The 15,295-nt window shown below is 52.4% G+C and carries 14 protein-coding genes; 11 read left to right on the plus strand and 3 right to left on the minus strand.

Going from position 1 to position 15,295, the window contains the following annotated elements:
- The 3 genes from L6466_RS03365 (at position 1) to L6466_RS03375 (ending at position 2,213) form a co-directional block, all read left to right on the plus strand.
- Positions 1-849: a DUF4249 family protein gene (locus L6466_RS03365; protein ID WP_237802081.1), complete on the plus strand. Its 849-nt coding sequence runs from the start codon at positions 1-3 to the stop codon at positions 847-849.
- A gap of 90 nt (positions 850-939) precedes the next feature.
- Positions 940-1,731, plus strand: coding sequence for an SDR family NAD(P)-dependent oxidoreductase (locus L6466_RS03370; RefSeq protein WP_091853815.1), 792 nt, complete (start codon positions 940-942; stop codon positions 1,729-1,731).
- A 23-nt stretch (positions 1,732-1,754) separates the two neighbouring features.
- Positions 1,755-2,213: a low molecular weight protein-tyrosine-phosphatase gene (locus tag L6466_RS03375; protein ID WP_237793352.1), complete on the plus strand. Its 459-nt coding sequence runs from the start codon at positions 1,755-1,757 to the stop codon at positions 2,211-2,213.
- On the opposite strand, the gene L6466_RS03380 is transcribed toward L6466_RS03375, so the two are convergent.
- From L6466_RS03380 to L6466_RS03390, 3 genes are read right to left on the minus strand one after another with little or no spacing between them, the layout of a single operon-like run.
- A complete protein-coding gene (locus L6466_RS03380) occupies positions 2,202-2,903 on the minus strand; it encodes a 4Fe-4S binding protein (RefSeq protein ID WP_237793351.1) in 702 nt (233 codons plus the stop codon). The genes L6466_RS03375 and L6466_RS03380 overlap by 12 nt on opposite strands.
- 3 nt (positions 2,904-2,906) lie before the next feature.
- Positions 2,907-3,356, minus strand: a complete 450-nt coding sequence (locus L6466_RS03385) for a MarR family winged helix-turn-helix transcriptional regulator (RefSeq protein WP_431356505.1) — start codon at positions 3,354-3,356, stop codon at positions 2,907-2,909.
- A 30-nt stretch (positions 3,357-3,386) separates the two neighbouring features.
- Positions 3,387-3,932: a glutathione peroxidase gene (locus L6466_RS03390; RefSeq protein WP_091818861.1), complete on the minus strand. Its 546-nt coding sequence runs from the start codon at positions 3,930-3,932 to the stop codon at positions 3,387-3,389.
- Positions 3,933-4,349: 417 nt separating this feature from the next.
- Here L6466_RS03390 and L6466_RS03395 point away from each other — a divergent pair, with 417 nt between their 5' ends.
- The 8 genes from L6466_RS03395 to L6466_RS03430 all read left to right on the plus strand — a co-directional run bounded on the left by L6466_RS03395 (position 4,350) and on the right by L6466_RS03430 (position 15,269).
- Positions 4,350-5,786 (plus strand): M6 family metalloprotease domain-containing protein, encoded by a 1,437-nt coding sequence (locus tag L6466_RS03395; protein WP_237793349.1) that lies wholly within the window; start codon positions 4,350-4,352, stop codon positions 5,784-5,786.
- A 92-nt stretch (positions 5,787-5,878) separates the two neighbouring features.
- A complete protein-coding gene (locus L6466_RS03400) occupies positions 5,879-6,505 on the plus strand; it encodes a TetR/AcrR family transcriptional regulator (protein ID WP_091818859.1) in 627 nt (208 codons plus the stop codon).
- Positions 6,506-6,765: 260 nt separating this feature from the next.
- On the plus strand, positions 6,766-8,931 hold the full coding sequence (locus tag L6466_RS03405; protein ID WP_237802080.1) for a TonB-dependent receptor: 2,166 nt from the start codon (positions 6,766-6,768) through the stop codon (positions 8,929-8,931).
- Positions 8,932-8,958: 27 nt separating this feature from the next.
- Positions 8,959-10,191: a DUF4374 domain-containing protein gene (locus L6466_RS03410; RefSeq protein WP_091853827.1), complete on the plus strand. Its 1,233-nt coding sequence runs from the start codon at positions 8,959-8,961 to the stop codon at positions 10,189-10,191.
- Between the two features lie 112 nt (positions 10,192-10,303).
- A complete protein-coding gene (locus L6466_RS03415; RefSeq protein ID WP_237813073.1) occupies positions 10,304-12,685 on the plus strand; it encodes an efflux RND transporter permease subunit in 2,382 nt (793 codons plus the stop codon).
- A gap of 91 nt (positions 12,686-12,776) precedes the next feature.
- Positions 12,777-13,562 (plus strand): outer membrane lipoprotein-sorting protein, encoded by a 786-nt coding sequence (locus tag L6466_RS03420; protein ID WP_237793345.1) that lies wholly within the window; start codon positions 12,777-12,779, stop codon positions 13,560-13,562.
- Positions 13,559-14,707, plus strand: coding sequence for a DUF1302 family protein (locus L6466_RS03425; RefSeq protein ID WP_237793344.1), 1,149 nt, complete (start codon positions 13,559-13,561; stop codon positions 14,705-14,707). Before L6466_RS03420 ends, L6466_RS03425 begins: the two co-directional genes overlap by 4 nt.
- A 1-nt stretch (position 14,708) precedes the next feature.
- Positions 14,709-15,269, plus strand: coding sequence for an MptD family putative ECF transporter S component (locus L6466_RS03430; RefSeq protein WP_237802077.1), 561 nt, complete (start codon positions 14,709-14,711; stop codon positions 15,267-15,269).
- The last annotated feature ends 26 nt before the right edge of the window (positions 15,270-15,295 follow it).

A 15,295-nucleotide genomic window follows, 5' to 3' on the forward strand; every position in this document is an offset into this window, starting at 1 on the left:
ATGAAACAGCTTATATACATGATTATATGTGTTGCAGTCCTGACGGCCTGCACCAAGGAGATTGACTTTGAATTCCGTGATGAGGCGCCTGTGGTGGTGATTGAGGGTAAGGTGACCAACGAGGGCCGTACGGTCGTTATCAGTCGCACCCGCGCCGTGACTGACTCTGTTCATGCGCATTGTCTGCCTGGTGCTGATGTCGTGATGACTGATGGCGTCACGTCGACGCCACTGACCTACGACGCTGCGGCCGACTGCTACTATTCGCCTGTCGCTGGCGAGGTAGGGAAGACCTATCAGATGCAGGTTGATTTCGAGGGACAGCACTACGAGGCTTCGGCCACGATGCCTGCCGCCGCCCCTGTCACATCGTCAGAGTTCTCGTGGGTCACGATGATGGGGCAGCGTATGCTCTGCTTCGAATTGTGGGGCGTGGACCCGGAACCCGACGTGCGTAATTATTTCTGGATCAGGATGCATCGTATCTCGCACCATCCGCATCTGGAGAACACACGCCAGACGGCTCCCTACAGTTGGGACCTGATGGACGACCGCGGCTGTCCGCCGGGCCAGATTTTCCTGGACTGGATGCTCGTCAGCGAAAAGGATATGGATGATGACAAGGAGGAGAACTGGAAGCGTATCCTCTACGATGGCGACAGCGTGTGCGTGACGTTGATGACCGTAGATCCCAAGGTGTACGACTATCTGTATCAGTTGGGCAGGGGACAGCATCACGGCGCCAATCCGCGCAGCAATATCACGGGTGGCTGTATGGGCTACTTTGCCGCTGGTTCCATCACCCGTTCGGATACCATCGTGTTCAACCGCGCCGCCGTCAGCGAATGAAAAAAAATGCAAAAAAATCGACAGGAATGATGCTGTCACTCATTTTTTTCGTATTTTTGTACTCCGAAACAAAAACTATAATCGCTTTTTATGAATAAGGTAGTATTGATAACAGGTGCGACAAGCGGAATAGGACTCGCCTGTGCAAAGAAGTTCGCTGCAAATGGTGACAGACTGATTCTGACGGGAAGAAACGAACACCGTCTGAATGAAATCCGAAAGGCTTTGACGGAAAGCGCCTGCGGCAATATAAATGAGGAAACGGATGCAAAGCATACGGAAGTGCTGACGCTTGCTTTCGACGTGAGAGACCGCGAGAAGGCTGCTAAGTATATCCAGGAACTGCCAGCAGAGTGGCAGCAGATTGACGTGCTGGTGAATAATGCCGGACTGGCGCTGGGACTGGAACCTGAGTATGAGGGCAACCCCGACGACTGGGAGACGATGATCGACACCAATATCAAGGGGCTGCTCACGATGACGCGTCTGGTGGTGCCTGGTATGGTGGCACGCAATAGCGGACACATCATCAATATCGGTTCGGTGGCTGGCGATGCTGCCTATGCTGGTGGCAACGTGTATTGCGCTACGAAGGCTGCCGTGAAAGCGCTCTCCGACGGACTGCGCATCGATGTGGCCAATACTGCCGTGCGCGTGACCAACCTGAAGCCCGGACTGGTAGAGACCAACTTCAGTAATATCCGTTTCCACGGCGACAGCGACCGTGCTGCCAATGTCTATAAAGGCATCAAACCCCTTACGGGCGATGATATTGCCGACGTGGCTGTCTATGCTGCCAATGCGCCTGAGCACGTGCAGATTGCCGAGGTGCTGATTCTGGCCACCCATCAGGCCAGCGGTAGCGTGATTGTGAGGAAGTAAGCGAGACCTCAGGAAAGAATACGATGGAGAAATACAGAATACTCTTTGTTTGTCACGGCAACATCTGTCGCAGTCCGATGGCTGAGTTCGTGATGAAGGACCTCGTATGTAAGGCTGGCGTTCAGGATCATTTCCTGATTGAGTCGGCTGCCACCTCGACCGAGGAGATAGGCAACAGCGTCTATCCGCCTGCCCGCAGAAAACTGGCTGAGCACGGTATCAGTTGTCAGGGCAAGACGGCCCGACAGATGACGCGTCTGGACTACGGCCGCTACGACCTGCTGATAGGTATGGACAGTTGGAATATCCGTAATATGCGTGCCATCAGCGGGGGCGACCCTGAGGGAAAAATCCGTATGCTGATGGATTATACAAATCGGCCAGGTGACGTAGCCGACCCGTGGTATACGGGCGACTTCGAAGCCACCTGGCGCGATGTACTTGAAGGTTGTGAGGCGTTGCTCTCACAATTAATGTCTTAATGTCATAATCTTCGAGGGACAGGCTAGTGTACACTTGCTGCACTTGATACAGTCGGGATGCAGATAGCCGGCTTCCTGTCCGCGGGAATCGTAGGGGGTGAGTTGCATCGGACAGACGCGCGCACAACTCTTGCATTTCATCTGACAGGCACTCGACACGTGGATATTGGTGAATGCCTTGGGCATCGGCGCCTTCTTGGGTGCTACCCAGTTGGAGATGGTTCCCATGGGACAGAACGAGCACCAGGTGCGTGGGGCGTAGATGAACGACAGGATAATGCCTACGATGGTGGTCATCACGATAATCGTCCAGAATACGCGTCCTATGCCGCTCCACATGGCCAGTCCGCCCTCACTCCAGGGCACGGTGAATGTCAGTTGGATGCCGAACATGCCGAAGATGAAGAACACCATAAACAAGCGGAATCCGAAGGTGCGCACGAATCTGGGTATCTCGCGATGGGGTGAGTACTTTGACAGCAGCCGGTCGTACATATTACCGCGGGGACATACGTGTCCGCACCACCAGCGTCCCTTGTAGATGCTCGTCACCACGGGACCAATCATACAGATGAGTGCCAACAGACCTATCACGGGAAAGAACCACCCAATGATGATGTAGGCGATGATGATCCAGTAGAGCGGCAGTCCTGGTGTCTTGAAATATCTATGGAATCGTTTTTGTGCCAAAATTTATTTCTCTTTATTCTTTAGTGTTTCAATAATAGTGTCGAGTTCGCTGGCAAACTTGACATAGTCGTCCAGTTGGAAGGGGCAGGCGCGCAACTCTTTACCCATGCCAGCAGGGATGATGGCATATGCCTGTTCTTCCATCGCCTTGCCTTTTTCCGTCAGCGATACTATCTGCTGGCGCTTGTCCTCCTTGCCGCGCTTACGAACCACAATGCCCAGTTTCTCCATGCGCTGGAGTAGGGGAGTGACGGTGTTCGTCTCGAGCAACAGCCGGTGGGCGATGTCGTTCACGGGTTGCGAATCCTGTTCCCAGAGCACCATCAGCACCAGGTACTGCGGATAGGTGATACCCAACTCGTTCAGCAACGGCGTGTAGGCCTGGGTAATCAGACGTGCCGCCGTATAGAGACGGAAGCATATCTGTTTGTCAAGCTGTAATTCTGCGTGCATAATTTTCAATTCTCAATTGTCAATTGTCAATTAAGCCAACATGGCTTCCACGTCCTTCTCAAAGTCCTTGGGCTCTGTGGTAGGCGCATAGCGCTTGATGGTCTCGCCGTCCTTAGAGATGAGGAACTTGGTGAAGTTCCACTTGATGTCGCTGTCCTTCTCCACGCTCTTGCTGATAGCCTTGAAGAGGGTCTTGGCGGCTTTGGCCTTCAGACCTTTGTACTCCTCGGTGGGAGCCTGCGCTTTCAGATACTCAAAGATGGGCTGGGCATCAGGACCGTTGACGTCGCCCTTTTTCATGATTTGGAAAGTTACACCGTAGTTAATCTGGCAGAACTCCTCAATCTTTTCGTCGCCCTCAGGATCCTGCTCCTTGAACTGGTTGCAGGGAAAACCGATAATCACCAGTCCCTTGTCCTTGTACTTCTGGTTCATCTCCTCCAGTCCTGCAAACTGGGGTGTGAATCCGCACTTGCTGGCTGTGTTGACTATCAGCAGCACCTTACCCTCGAACTGAGCGAAATCCAGTTCCTTGCCTTTGCTCGTCTGAGCCTTGAAATCATAAATCTTTGCCATATATAATAATGTTTTGTGTTGGAAAATCAACTGTTATTTATGTGATTTATATCGTTCACGATGCAAAGGTATGAATAAAAAGTTATATCGCAAGCGATTTACCTTAAACTTTAAGGTAGTTTAACAATATGTCGCCTGCGATATTTCTATAAGATAATACGATAGAGAGTCTCTTCTATTCGCTGTAATTATGATCTATGACAATGATGATTTTTCCTGTATTTTATGGACGAAGTATTGATTTCTAATTCCGTAATAATGCAATTTAAATATTTTTAAGAAAAGATTGCGCATGATTCTTATCTTTTTTGTTACTTTTGCACCCACTACATTATCTTATTGTTCTAACTATATTCTATAAAACTAATCACGATGAAACACATTAGATTGTTATTATTATGTATGATGCTATTGTGTATGATAACAGCAGTAGCACAAGAGATTGTTTCCTCCCGGGTATGTCGGCGGGGCACTCCGCGTGAGCAGAGTAGTCTTTTTCGGAGAACAGATGACAAGCAAAGGATTCCAGGTGGAGATTACTATCACGGCGAGCGCCATCAGTTGACTATCTTAGTGAATTTCAACGACCGTCAGTTTCAGGATGGTCAGTCGGCAGCGCTAGAGAAATGGAACAAGATTTTCAATGCGGAGAACTACCATGAAGGCTCTTTCGTAGGTTCTGTACACGATTATTTCATGGATCAGAGCTACGGCAAGTTCAACCTGACTTTCGACTTGGAGTATATTCAGGTTAGCGGCAATGCCGAGCGCTATGCCAGTAATGCGTACGACGACGAGAACTCGCAGTTTTTGGTCGACGATATCGTGGACGAGTTGAAGAAGCGCGACATTGACTGGGCAAAGTACGACTGGAATGACGATGGCTATATCAACCAACTGCTCATCATCTATCCTGGTTACGGCATGAACGAGTCGAAAGATTCAAACTTGATATGGCCTCACCAGTGGTGGATGAGCGAACATCTGAAGGATGGCAAGAGAGGCAGCTATCGCAATGCTCTGACTGTCTCGGCTGGTGACAAGAACTACCAGATTGACTGCTACTGTGCACTCAACGAACTTAGTGCCAGAGAGGGGTACAGTCCTTTTGGTACTATCTGTCATGAATATACCCATTGCTTTGGTATGCCCGATTTCTATAGTGGTTCTGTAAAGGGACTGGTAGGTAATTGGGACCTGATGGGCAGTGGCAACTATAATGGCAAGGGTTATGTGCCTGCAGGCTTTTCTGCTCACGAGCGCTGGCTGATGGGATGGGTCACGCCTATAGAACTGACGGAGCCCGCGGCCATTAACGACATTCCGGCATTGGCAGAAGAGGGCAGAGCCTATCTTGTTCGCAACGAAGGTTGTGAGAATGAGTACTACATCATAGAGAATCGTCAGCCCATTGGCTGGGATGCTGAAATTCCGGGTAGTGGTATCCTCGTGTTCCACATAGACTATGACCCCTCCTTGTGGACCAGTACGACAGCAAGTCCCAATAGTTATTTCGTCAGACGCTACGAACTGTTCTACGCTAACAATAGTGCCAGTCTGTTCAGTGACTGGGCCTATCCTTATGGCGATACAAACCAGTTGACCAACACCTCGACGCCTGCCGCCAAACTGAATAATTTGAATATTGATGGCAGCAGACTGATGTCTAAGCCGATTACGGATATGACTGTCACAGGTGGACTGGCATCTTTTTCCTTCAGCATGTCTTCAACCACAGGGGTGGGTGAGTTGATTGCTGAAACGGCTCCCGAGGTGCTCTGCCGCTTGGGTATGGTGGACGTTGTACGCGATGCCCAGGGACATGTACGAAAGAAAATCAGCGCTAGGCGATAGTCCCTTTCAGTTCGTGAAAACACCTATTTTTAGGTATTGTACACATCTGTTTTTCGTCGTACCTTTGTAGGCCGTTAGTAAAAACAGATGTGATGCAGATTAAGAAAGACTATACACGCGAGCAGATTGTAGTGGTGGCCCGAGGGATATTCTTGAAAAAGGGCTATGCCAAGACCTCGATGCGCGATATTGCAGCGGGGGTGGGCATTGGTGTGAGCAATATCTACAACTATTTCAAGAGCAAGGACGAACTGTTTCGCTATATAGTGACGCCGCTCATTGCCGAACTGGAACGTATGATGCACGATCATCATAACATGGACAGTCAGGAGGACTTCCTTAACTATGCCACAGGTCAGAGCAATATGATGCTGGGCGACAACGTGAAGGAGTATATGTTGCTTATCAACAACCATCGCGACGAGTTGAAACTGCTGCTCTACCAGTCGCAAGGCTCCTCGCTCGAAAACTATATCGACACCTATACGGACGAGTGCACACGCATTGTCCTGTCGTTTATGGACGAGCTGAAATGCAAATACCCCACGTGTAGTGCCATCCATACCCCCTTCACCTATCATGTGCATACGGTGTGGATGTTCAGTTTTATCTCTGAAGTTATCAAGCACAACCTGTCTGCCGATGAGATACACAAGGCTCTCAAGGACTATATCCAGTTTGAGTATGGCGGATGGCGCACGCTGATGAATATGAAATAGTCAGTTTTAGGTATTGCATGTGCCAGAAATTTTCCATACCTTTGCAGCCGGAAAAACGTATCGACGGATGAAAAGAAAAATTACACATAGCGATGCTTTGGCATCCCGACAGAGGGAGGACTCACAGAAATGTGGGTCCTCTCTTTTTTGTGTGAACAATTTAGAGTTTTGTTCGCTTTTGTGCGTAGTCTCAACTTTAGGCGAGTGGAAAGCGGTTTTCCCCCCATACGAAACGAGCATATATATATAAATATAGGTGAATGATGAAAAAGATTGTTTTATTTTTGGTGAGCGGCCTGTTTGCAGCCCTGACAACTGGAGCGCAGGAACTGGCTTACAATGAGAAACGAGTGGACGAGAGCGCCCCCGACAGCACATTAAGAAATGAAGACCCTATCAAGTTGCACGAGGTGCAGGTGACAGGTCGCACCAAACTTAGGATGCTCAAGGAGTCGGCCATGCCTGTTTCCGTGATTGGCGAACGGCAGTTGCAGGGCTCTGCCAACAACCTGAACGATGTGCTGGCTCGTACCGTGGGCGTCACCATCAGAAACACGGGTGGACTGGGCAGCGCCTCGCGTATCTCTGTCCGTGGCCTGGAGGGTAAGCGTATCGGTATGTATATCGACGAGGCTCCTATGTCGCAGCTTAGCAATTTCGTGGCCCTCAACGACGTGCCCACCGACATGATTGAGCGCATCGAGGTGTACAAGGGCCTGGTGCCCTATCGCTTTGGCGGTTCGGCATTGGGTGGTGCCGTCAACGTGGTGACCAAGGAGTATCCGCCCCTCTACCTCGACTTCTCGTACGAGATAGGTTCATTCAACACCCACCAGCTCAATGGCGTCATCAAGCGCACCGACAAGAAGAGCGGTCTGCAGTTTGGCCTGGGAGGCACCTATTCGTTCTCGAAGAACAACTACAAAATGCGGCTCGACAATATCGACGGGCGCTGGGTGGAGCGCGACCACGACCAGTACAACAAGATTATCTATGGCGGTTCGGTGAAAGCCACCAAATGGTGGTTTGACGAGGTGAAGCTCGAGCTCATCGGCATGCATACCAAACAGGAGATTCAGGGCATCGACATCGACATCCGCGAGGCCTATAACTTCTCGTCTAGCTATGTGGCTGCGCTGAACCTGAAGAAGGACAACTTCTTCCTCGACGGACTGGATCTTGACATGGATGCCGGTTATGTGCTGGGCTATTCGGGCATGAAGGATACCGCCATGCACCGCTACGACTGGGACGGCAACGAGATGCCACCTACATCGGTCTTTGGCGGTGAGCAGAACAAATATCCCAGCGACGGACGCACACGCACCAACGAGGCAACGTTGAAACTGAACCTGGGCTACACCATAGACCTTCACCACGCCGTAAACCTTAACCTCTATGGCGACCATACGTCAATGCACCCAGGCGATTCGCTGATGGATAAGGCGCTGGGCTTCTGTGCCAATTTCCCCAGCAAGATGACCACCCTGACCACGGGCTTGTCGTATGACCTGAGTCTCTTTGGCGGACGCTTTCAGAATGCCTTCACCCTGAAGCATTTCTATTTCTCTTCGTCCTCGCGCAGCATCAACACCTTCAGCGTCAGCGAACCTGAGGCCGTGGATATCTCGAAGAACTACTTCGGTTTCAGCGATGCCCTGCGCTACCGGCTCTCCGACGACTGGATGGTGAAGGCCTCGTTCAACTCTGAGGTGCGCATCCCCACTAGCGAGGAACTCATAGGTAACGGTTTTTCCATCCTGGCATCGCCAGCCCTGCAGCCTGAGCGCACCAAGGGCGTAAACCTGGGCGTGATGTACCGCCATGTGAAGGATGACGGCGGACTATTGGAAATGGAACTCTCGGGCTATCTGAACGAGTTGGACGACATGATTCGCTTTACGCCCGACATTATCCCCACGATGGCGCGCTATCGCAACTTCGGCACGGTACGCACCAAAGGCGTGGAACTGGAGCTGAAGGGCGATGTATGTCCCTTGCTCTATCTCTATGCCAACGGCACCTGGCAGGACCTGCGTGACGTGCGCGAGACGGTGCCTGGCACCAACGTGGCCAATCCCACCAAGGACCTGCGCATCCCTAACGTGCCCTATCTGATGGGTAATTTCGGTGCCGAGTTCCACAGGGAGAACCTCTTTGGCGGCAAGGGTCAGAACACGCGTCTGCTCTACGATGCCTCGTATATCCACGAGTATTTCTACGACTTTGAGGTGAGCAAGTATCAGGAGCGTAAGATTCCCACCTCTTTCACGATGGATGCTGCCCTGGAGCATAGTTTTATGGACAACCGTCTGACGCTGACCCTGAGGGTCAAGAACCTGACCGACCGCCACGTGGTGTCTGAGTTCAACCGCCCCCTGCCAGGTCGCTATGTAGGCTTTAAAGTGAGATATGTTTTCAAATAATTATTTAATCAAACACACATTAATCAAATGAAAAAAAACATTTTTGCATTGGCTGCCATGATGGCGCTCGCCTGCGCGTGCAGCAACGATGACTCAACCACAACTCAGGACAACAACAACGAGGGCGACTTCACCGGCGTGATCTTTGCCACCAGCATCACCAATCCTGACGGCAGTAGCGGCAGCGCCTATCTGCAGAGCCTTGGGGATATGACGCCTGGTACCTACGACAACAGCAACGCCATCCCCTTCGGCTTTGGCGGCACACCTATCGTGGCACCTTCGGGCAATATCTATACCTTCCCCGACTATATGGGCAACTCGAAGGCTGAGATTCTGCGCTATAACCTCGACGCTAAAGGCAACTGGGTGAAGAAGGGCGCGCTGGCAATCCCTGCCGGTTCGGCTGCTGCCAATATCGTGGAGCTCAACAGCGAGAAGGCTTATGTCAGTATGCAGGGTATTGGTATTGTGATGGCGTTCAACCCCACCACGATGACCAAGATTGCTGATATCGACCTCAACGCGCTGAGTCAGCCCAATACCAACGTGTCGCCTGGTGCCATGGTGATTCGCGACGGCAAGCTCTTTGTAGGCCTGAACCAGATGAATGCCCAATGGATGCCTGAGAAGAACACCATCGAACTGGCCATGATTGACACCCAGACTGATAAGTTGGAGAAGCATATCGTCAACGAGTCCATAGGCTTCTGCTTCGCCACCCGTCCTATTGAGCCCAACTCTATCTTCGTGGACGAGAACGAGGATATCTACGTCAACTGTATCGGTTCGTTTGGCTATATCCCTGGCTTCCGCGGCGGTATCGTACGCATCAAGAAGGGACAGACGGATATCGATCCTGACTATGCGATTGCCTTCGACCAGACGGTGGTGGAGGGTCTCTCTACGCAGTATGCCGACTTCCTGGCTGCTGTGTGCTATGGCGGCGACGGCAAGCTCTATGCCTATGCCAACTCGAACGCGCTCGACCCCAACGCCATGTCAAACCCTTACCTGAGCATGACCAACATGCCCGTTATCGTGGATCTGAAGACCAAGACTATCAAGGTCATCGAGGGCATGGAGATCAGTAACCCTCACACCATGGCCATCGGTCTGCACAAGGGACTCGTGGTCTTTGGCAGCGCCAACACCAAGGCCAACGGCTTCTATACTTACGACCCCAAGACGCAGAAGGTCGAAGGACCTGTGCTCAGCGTCCAGGGCAATCCTTGCTTCTTCCATAGTTTTGCTAAGTAAATATGGGTAAGAATCAAATGATAGGTTTCATGAAGGGGACTCGCAGAGATGCGGGTCCTCTCTTTTTGGTGAACATTTTGAAACATTGTTCGTTATTAAATAATTGAAAGGTATGAAGATTGAACAGATTAATGAGTTGTTCGCGCGGTTTGCCGCGCAACTGCTGAAGATGCGCTGGCTGACATTGGGCATCTTCGCATTAGTGATGATCGTGTCGGTTATCGGCATGAAACGGATGGTGAAGGAGACGTCGTTCGACGACTATTTCATCGAGGACGACCCCATGCTGGTGATGACCGACGAGTTTAAGTCGCACTTCGGCAACGATTACTACGTGGGGGTGCTGACGCAATGCGACGACCATTTTACGAAGGAGAACCTGACCACGCTGAGGACCCTCTCCAACGAACTGCTGGACAGTCTGTCGTATGCCGACAAGGTGACGTCGCTGACGGATATCGAGTTTATGGTGGGCAGCGACGAGGGCATGACCATCGAGCAGATTGTGCCCGATGAGATTCCTGAGGATGGTTCGGCGGCGATGGACAGCGTCCGTAAGCGTGCTTTCAGCAAGCCACACGTGGCGCGCAAACTCATCTCGCAGGACGGCCGCTTGTCGTGGATCATGGTGAAACTGCGCACCTTCCCCAAGGATAGCGTGTGGAAGCAGCAGGGCACGGTGGCTCCCGATATCATCACGGGTCAGGAGGTGGAGCGCATCATCAAGAAACCTGCCTACGCCTCGCTGCATCCCAAAGGTACGGGCATGCCCTACGTCACCAACTGTAAGACCGTGTATATCGGTCAGGAGATGAGTCGCCTGATGATGATTGCCACCATCGTCTGCATGCTGGTGATGCTCTGTATGACGCGCTCGCTTCGTGGTGTGCTGGCACCGATTATTTCTGTGGTTGGCGGACTTTTCATCACCTACGGTATTGCGGGATGGACACAGATGTATGTCGATTCTACTGTACTGATGATTCCCACCATCCTTGCCTTTGCCGTGGCCATTGCCTACAACATCCACATCTTTTCGTATTTCCGAGGCAGGATGTGCATCCACGGCCAACGCAAGAAGGCCATCATAGAAACGCTGAGGGAGATAGGCTGGTCGGTGTTCTTCTGCGGATTTACGACACTGGTGTCGCTCTTGTCGTTCTTGGTCATCCCCATTCGCCCCATGCATTGCGTGGGTGTCATCAGTTCGATGAGCGTGCTGTTCGTGCTCCTCACCTCGCTGATTATCTCGCCTGTATTGCTGTCCTTTGGTAAAAATAAGCGCGTCAAGGCTGACGTCACCCAAACATCAGACATCAGCCATCAGACATCAGCCCTCCCGCCTGATACCCGCTGGACTGCAGCCATGGTGCGCTTGAGCGACATCGTATTGCGCAATCCCAAGAAGATTGGCTGGTCGTTCCTCGTGGTGTGTCTGGTGCTGTGCGTGGGTCTGTGGAAGATTGAGGCGGCGTTCGACATTGAGCGTACCATGGGCGAGGATGTGCCTTACGTGAAAGAGGTAATGGACGTGGGCCGTTCAGAACTCGGTTCGCTCTATTCCTACGACCTCATCGTGGAACTGCCCCACGACGACGAGGCTAAGGAACCTGAGAACCTGCGCCGACTGGACCAGTTGCAGCAGCAGGTGAATACCTACGACCTGACCAAGCGCACCACGTCTATTCTCGACATCCTGAAGGACCTGAACCAGACGCTCAACGATGGCGACACGGCCCGCTTCTGCATCCCTGATACAGAGGAGGAAGTGGCGCAGGAGATTCTGCTCTACGAGAATGCGGGCGGTACAGAGTCTGAGTATTGGGTGGACTATGACTACCGTCGCCTCAGACTGATGGTTGAGATATCCGACTTCAACTCGGCACAGGTGGAGCGCGAACTGGCGCGCATTCAGCAGGACGCTCAGGAGCTGTTCCCCGGGGCGAAGATTACGACGGTAGGAAACATCCCGCAGTACGTCACCATGATGCAGTATCTGGTGCGCGGCCAGATGCTCTCGTTCGTCATCTCCATCCTCATCATCGGCATCATCCTGATGATTGCGTTCCAAAGCATCCGCGTGGGACTTATCGGACTGGTGCCCAACATGATGCCTGCCGTCTTCGTGGGTGGCTATATGGGATGGATGGGTGTGCCGCTCGACATGATGACCGCCACGCTGTTGCCCATGATGCTGGGTATGGCCGTGGACGATACCATCCATTTTATCAATCACTCGAAGCTCGAGTTCGACCGCTCGCACCACTATCGTGAGGCTATCCGTCGCACGTTCCGCGTGGTGGGCGTCGCCATTGTCATCACCTCTATCATCACCTCTGCCGTCTTCGCCGGCTTCTGCACCTCGGCCTGCACCATGTGTATCAACTTCGGTCTGATGGCTATCATCGGCATCCTCTCGGCATTGGCTGCTGACCTGCTCGTCACGCCGATACTGGTGAGTAAGTGCAAGGTGTTTGGGAAGATTAAAGATTAAACATTAAACATTAAAGATTAAAGATTAAACATTAAACATTCTTGGCGGAGCCAAGCGGCAAAGCCGAGCGAAAGATTAAATTTCAGAAATTATGAAAAAGATATTTATTATTGCAGTATTGATTTCAATTATCAATCTTCAATTCTCAATTTGCGCTGCGCAGCAGCTTTCGGGCCGCGATGTGATTCAGAAAGTGAAGGACCGTGCCGACGGCGACACACGCTACGGCGAGATGGAACTGACGCTCAAAAAGAAGAACGGCAGCACGCGCCAGAGGAAGGTGACGTCGTGGGCGATGGACGAGGGTAAGGACACGAAGAAGATGATGTTCTTTACCTATCCGGGCGACGTGAAGGGCACGGGATTCCTCACCTGGGACTACGACGAGATTGGTAAGGAGGATGCGAAATGGCTCTACTTGCCAGCGATGAAGAAAACGCGCCGCATCAGTGGCTCATCGTCGAAGACGGACTATTTTATGGGTACGGACTTTACGTACGACGACATGGGGCAGCGCCACGTGGATGAGGACACACATAAGTTGCTGCGCGAGGAGACAAGAAACGGTCATAAGTGCTGGGTGGTGGAGTCGGTACCTGTCGACAAGCACGAGATCTACAGTCGTAAGGTGTCGTGGATTCGTCAGGATTGTCTGATAGCCGACCATGTGGAGTACTACGACAAGCTCAACAAACTGCACCGTGTGCTCACCATCCAGGAGGTGAAGAAGATTCAGGGCTTCTGGACCGTACTGAAGATGGAGATGAAGAACGTGCAGACGGAGCACAGTACCACCATCGTGGTGAAGAACACACAGTATGACGTGAAGGTGGACAAGGCGCTGTTTACGGTGGCTAAATTGGAGAAAGGCTTATGAGACGGCTGTTTTTGAATGCTTTGTTGTGGGTGGTACCCGTTGCCGTCGGCGCGCAGGATGAGGATTCTCTCCGCGTGGGCGTGAAGGGCTTCGTGGATACGTATCATGCGGTACGCACGGAGGCGCCCAACGACTGGATGTCGTCACGTAGCCGTGTGCGTGGCGAGGTGACGCTGGAAAAGGGAAATGCGGGTGCGTTCGTGTCGGCCAACCTGATTCACAACGCCATCCTGAAGGACCGCTCGGGCTTCCAGTTGCGCGAGGCCTATGCCTACTATTCGGATGACCATTGGGACGTGCGGGCAGGACGGCAGATCATCACCTGGGGCGTGGCGGATGCTTTAAGACTGACGGACATCATCTCGCCGATGGACTATACGGAGTTTTTGGCGCAGGACTACGACGACATCCGCATCCCTGTGGGTGGTTTGCGACTGCGCTACTCGCGTGAGAAATGGAGCACTGAGGCGGTGGTGATACCCGTGAGCTCGTTCTTTGACCTGCCTACGGATGTGGAGAACCCGTGGTCGGTGGGACCCGTTCCTATCGGCGAAGAGCCCAAGCGTCGTTTGTGTAATATGGAGTATGGCGGCCGACTGTCGTTCTTCCTCAGCGGCATCGACTTCTCGTTCTCGGCCCTGCATACGTGGAACAAGCAGCCTGTCGTCTGCAACGGCGTGGGCGAATATCGTCGCATGACGATGTTGGGCGGCGATGTGTCCGTGCCTGTGGGGAAATTCGTGATAAGAGGCGAGGTGGCTGAGTATCTCGACGAACTGCAGAGTGGGGGAGCGCGTGCAGCCTCGACGAACGCCTTGCTTGGCCTCGACTGGTATGCCGGCAACGACTGGACGCTCTCGGCGCAGTATTCGCATAAGTACGTGGCGCTGGGCGAGCACAGAAACACGGGTCTCTCGACCCTCCGCATCTCGAAGGATCTGCTGCACAACACGCTCTCGCTGCAGACCTTCGCCTATATCGACGTGACCAATGGTGGCGTGTTCAATCGCCTGAGTGCCGACTACGCCCTCAACGACCAGTTGCACGCCATCGTGGGCTACGACTATTTCCATGCCGACAGCGGCATGTTTACCGTCTACAAAAAGAACTCAGAATTATTCGTCAAACTAAAATACAGTTTTTAAAATGGAAAAATCAAACAACAACTTTCTTGGCATCCTCGGATGTGCCGTCCTCTATGCCGTAACATCTTTCGCCTGCGCCTTCCTAGGCTTCCTGAGTCCTTGGTGCTGGATCGTCGTATTCCCCGTTCTGGCCGCCATGCTGGGTGCACCCTCGTATTTCTGGGCAACTCGCCGCTGGCAGCGTTTAGGTGTGGCCACCCTCTTTGCGCTGGTCCTCGCCGTCGTCTTGCTCGTGATGGGCGAGATTGACTTCACGCAGACCCTCCTGATGGTGGTTGTGGGTATCTTTTCAGATATAGTACGCCAATCAATCGGCACTACCTACAAGCGCAGTATCCTGTTGGCCTATCCCATCCTGCCCTTGGGTATCCTCGTGTGGCTCATGAAGCTCTGGACTGCCTCCGAGTGGTACTATCAGGGCGCTGCCGAAGAGATTGGCGCCGACTATGCCGAGGGCCTCAAAACGCTCTCATCGCCCTGGGCCCTCTTCCTTGTCATCATCCTCGTCCTCGCCGCCGGCTCCCTAGCCATCAGTCTTGCGTCGAGGATGGGGAAGAAATGAACACGAAATGTTCATCAATACCTACT

Source organism: Prevotella communis (assembly GCF_022024175.1).
GTDB lineage: Bacteria > Bacteroidota > Bacteroidia > Bacteroidales > Bacteroidaceae > Prevotella > Prevotella communis.

Coding starts and splice junctions, on each gene's coding strand:
- L6466_RS03420 (WP_237793345.1), top strand. CDS start 12,777: ATGAAAAAGATATTTATTATTGCAGTATTGATTTCAATTATCAATCTT.
- L6466_RS03425 (WP_237793344.1), top strand. CDS start 13,559: ATGAGACGGCTGTTTTTGAATGCTTTGTTGTGGGTGGTACCCGTTGCC.
- L6466_RS03370 (WP_091853815.1), top strand. CDS start 940: ATGAATAAGGTAGTATTGATAACAGGTGCGACAAGCGGAATAGGACTC.
- L6466_RS03430 (WP_237802077.1), top strand. CDS start 14,709: ATGGAAAAATCAAACAACAACTTTCTTGGCATCCTCGGATGTGCCGTC.
- L6466_RS03410 (WP_091853827.1), top strand. CDS start 8,959: ATGAAAAAAAACATTTTTGCATTGGCTGCCATGATGGCGCTCGCCTGC.
- L6466_RS03415 (WP_237813073.1), top strand. CDS start 10,304: ATGAAGATTGAACAGATTAATGAGTTGTTCGCGCGGTTTGCCGCGCAA.
- L6466_RS03400 (WP_091818859.1), top strand. CDS start 5,879: ATGCAGATTAAGAAAGACTATACACGCGAGCAGATTGTAGTGGTGGCC.
- L6466_RS03390 (WP_091818861.1), bottom strand. CDS start 3,932: ATGGCAAAGATTTATGATTTCAAGGCTCAGACGAGCAAAGGCAAGGAA.
- L6466_RS03365 (WP_237802081.1), top strand. CDS start 1: ATGAAACAGCTTATATACATGATTATATGTGTTGCAGTCCTGACGGCC.
- L6466_RS03405 (WP_237802080.1), top strand. CDS start 6,766: ATGATGAAAAAGATTGTTTTATTTTTGGTGAGCGGCCTGTTTGCAGCC.
- L6466_RS03375 (WP_237793352.1), top strand. CDS start 1,755: ATGGAGAAATACAGAATACTCTTTGTTTGTCACGGCAACATCTGTCGC.
- L6466_RS03385 (WP_431356505.1), bottom strand. CDS start 3,356: ATGCACGCAGAATTACAGCTTGACAAACAGATATGCTTCCGTCTCTAT.
- L6466_RS03395 (WP_237793349.1), top strand. CDS start 4,350: ATGATAACAGCAGTAGCACAAGAGATTGTTTCCTCCCGGGTATGTCGG.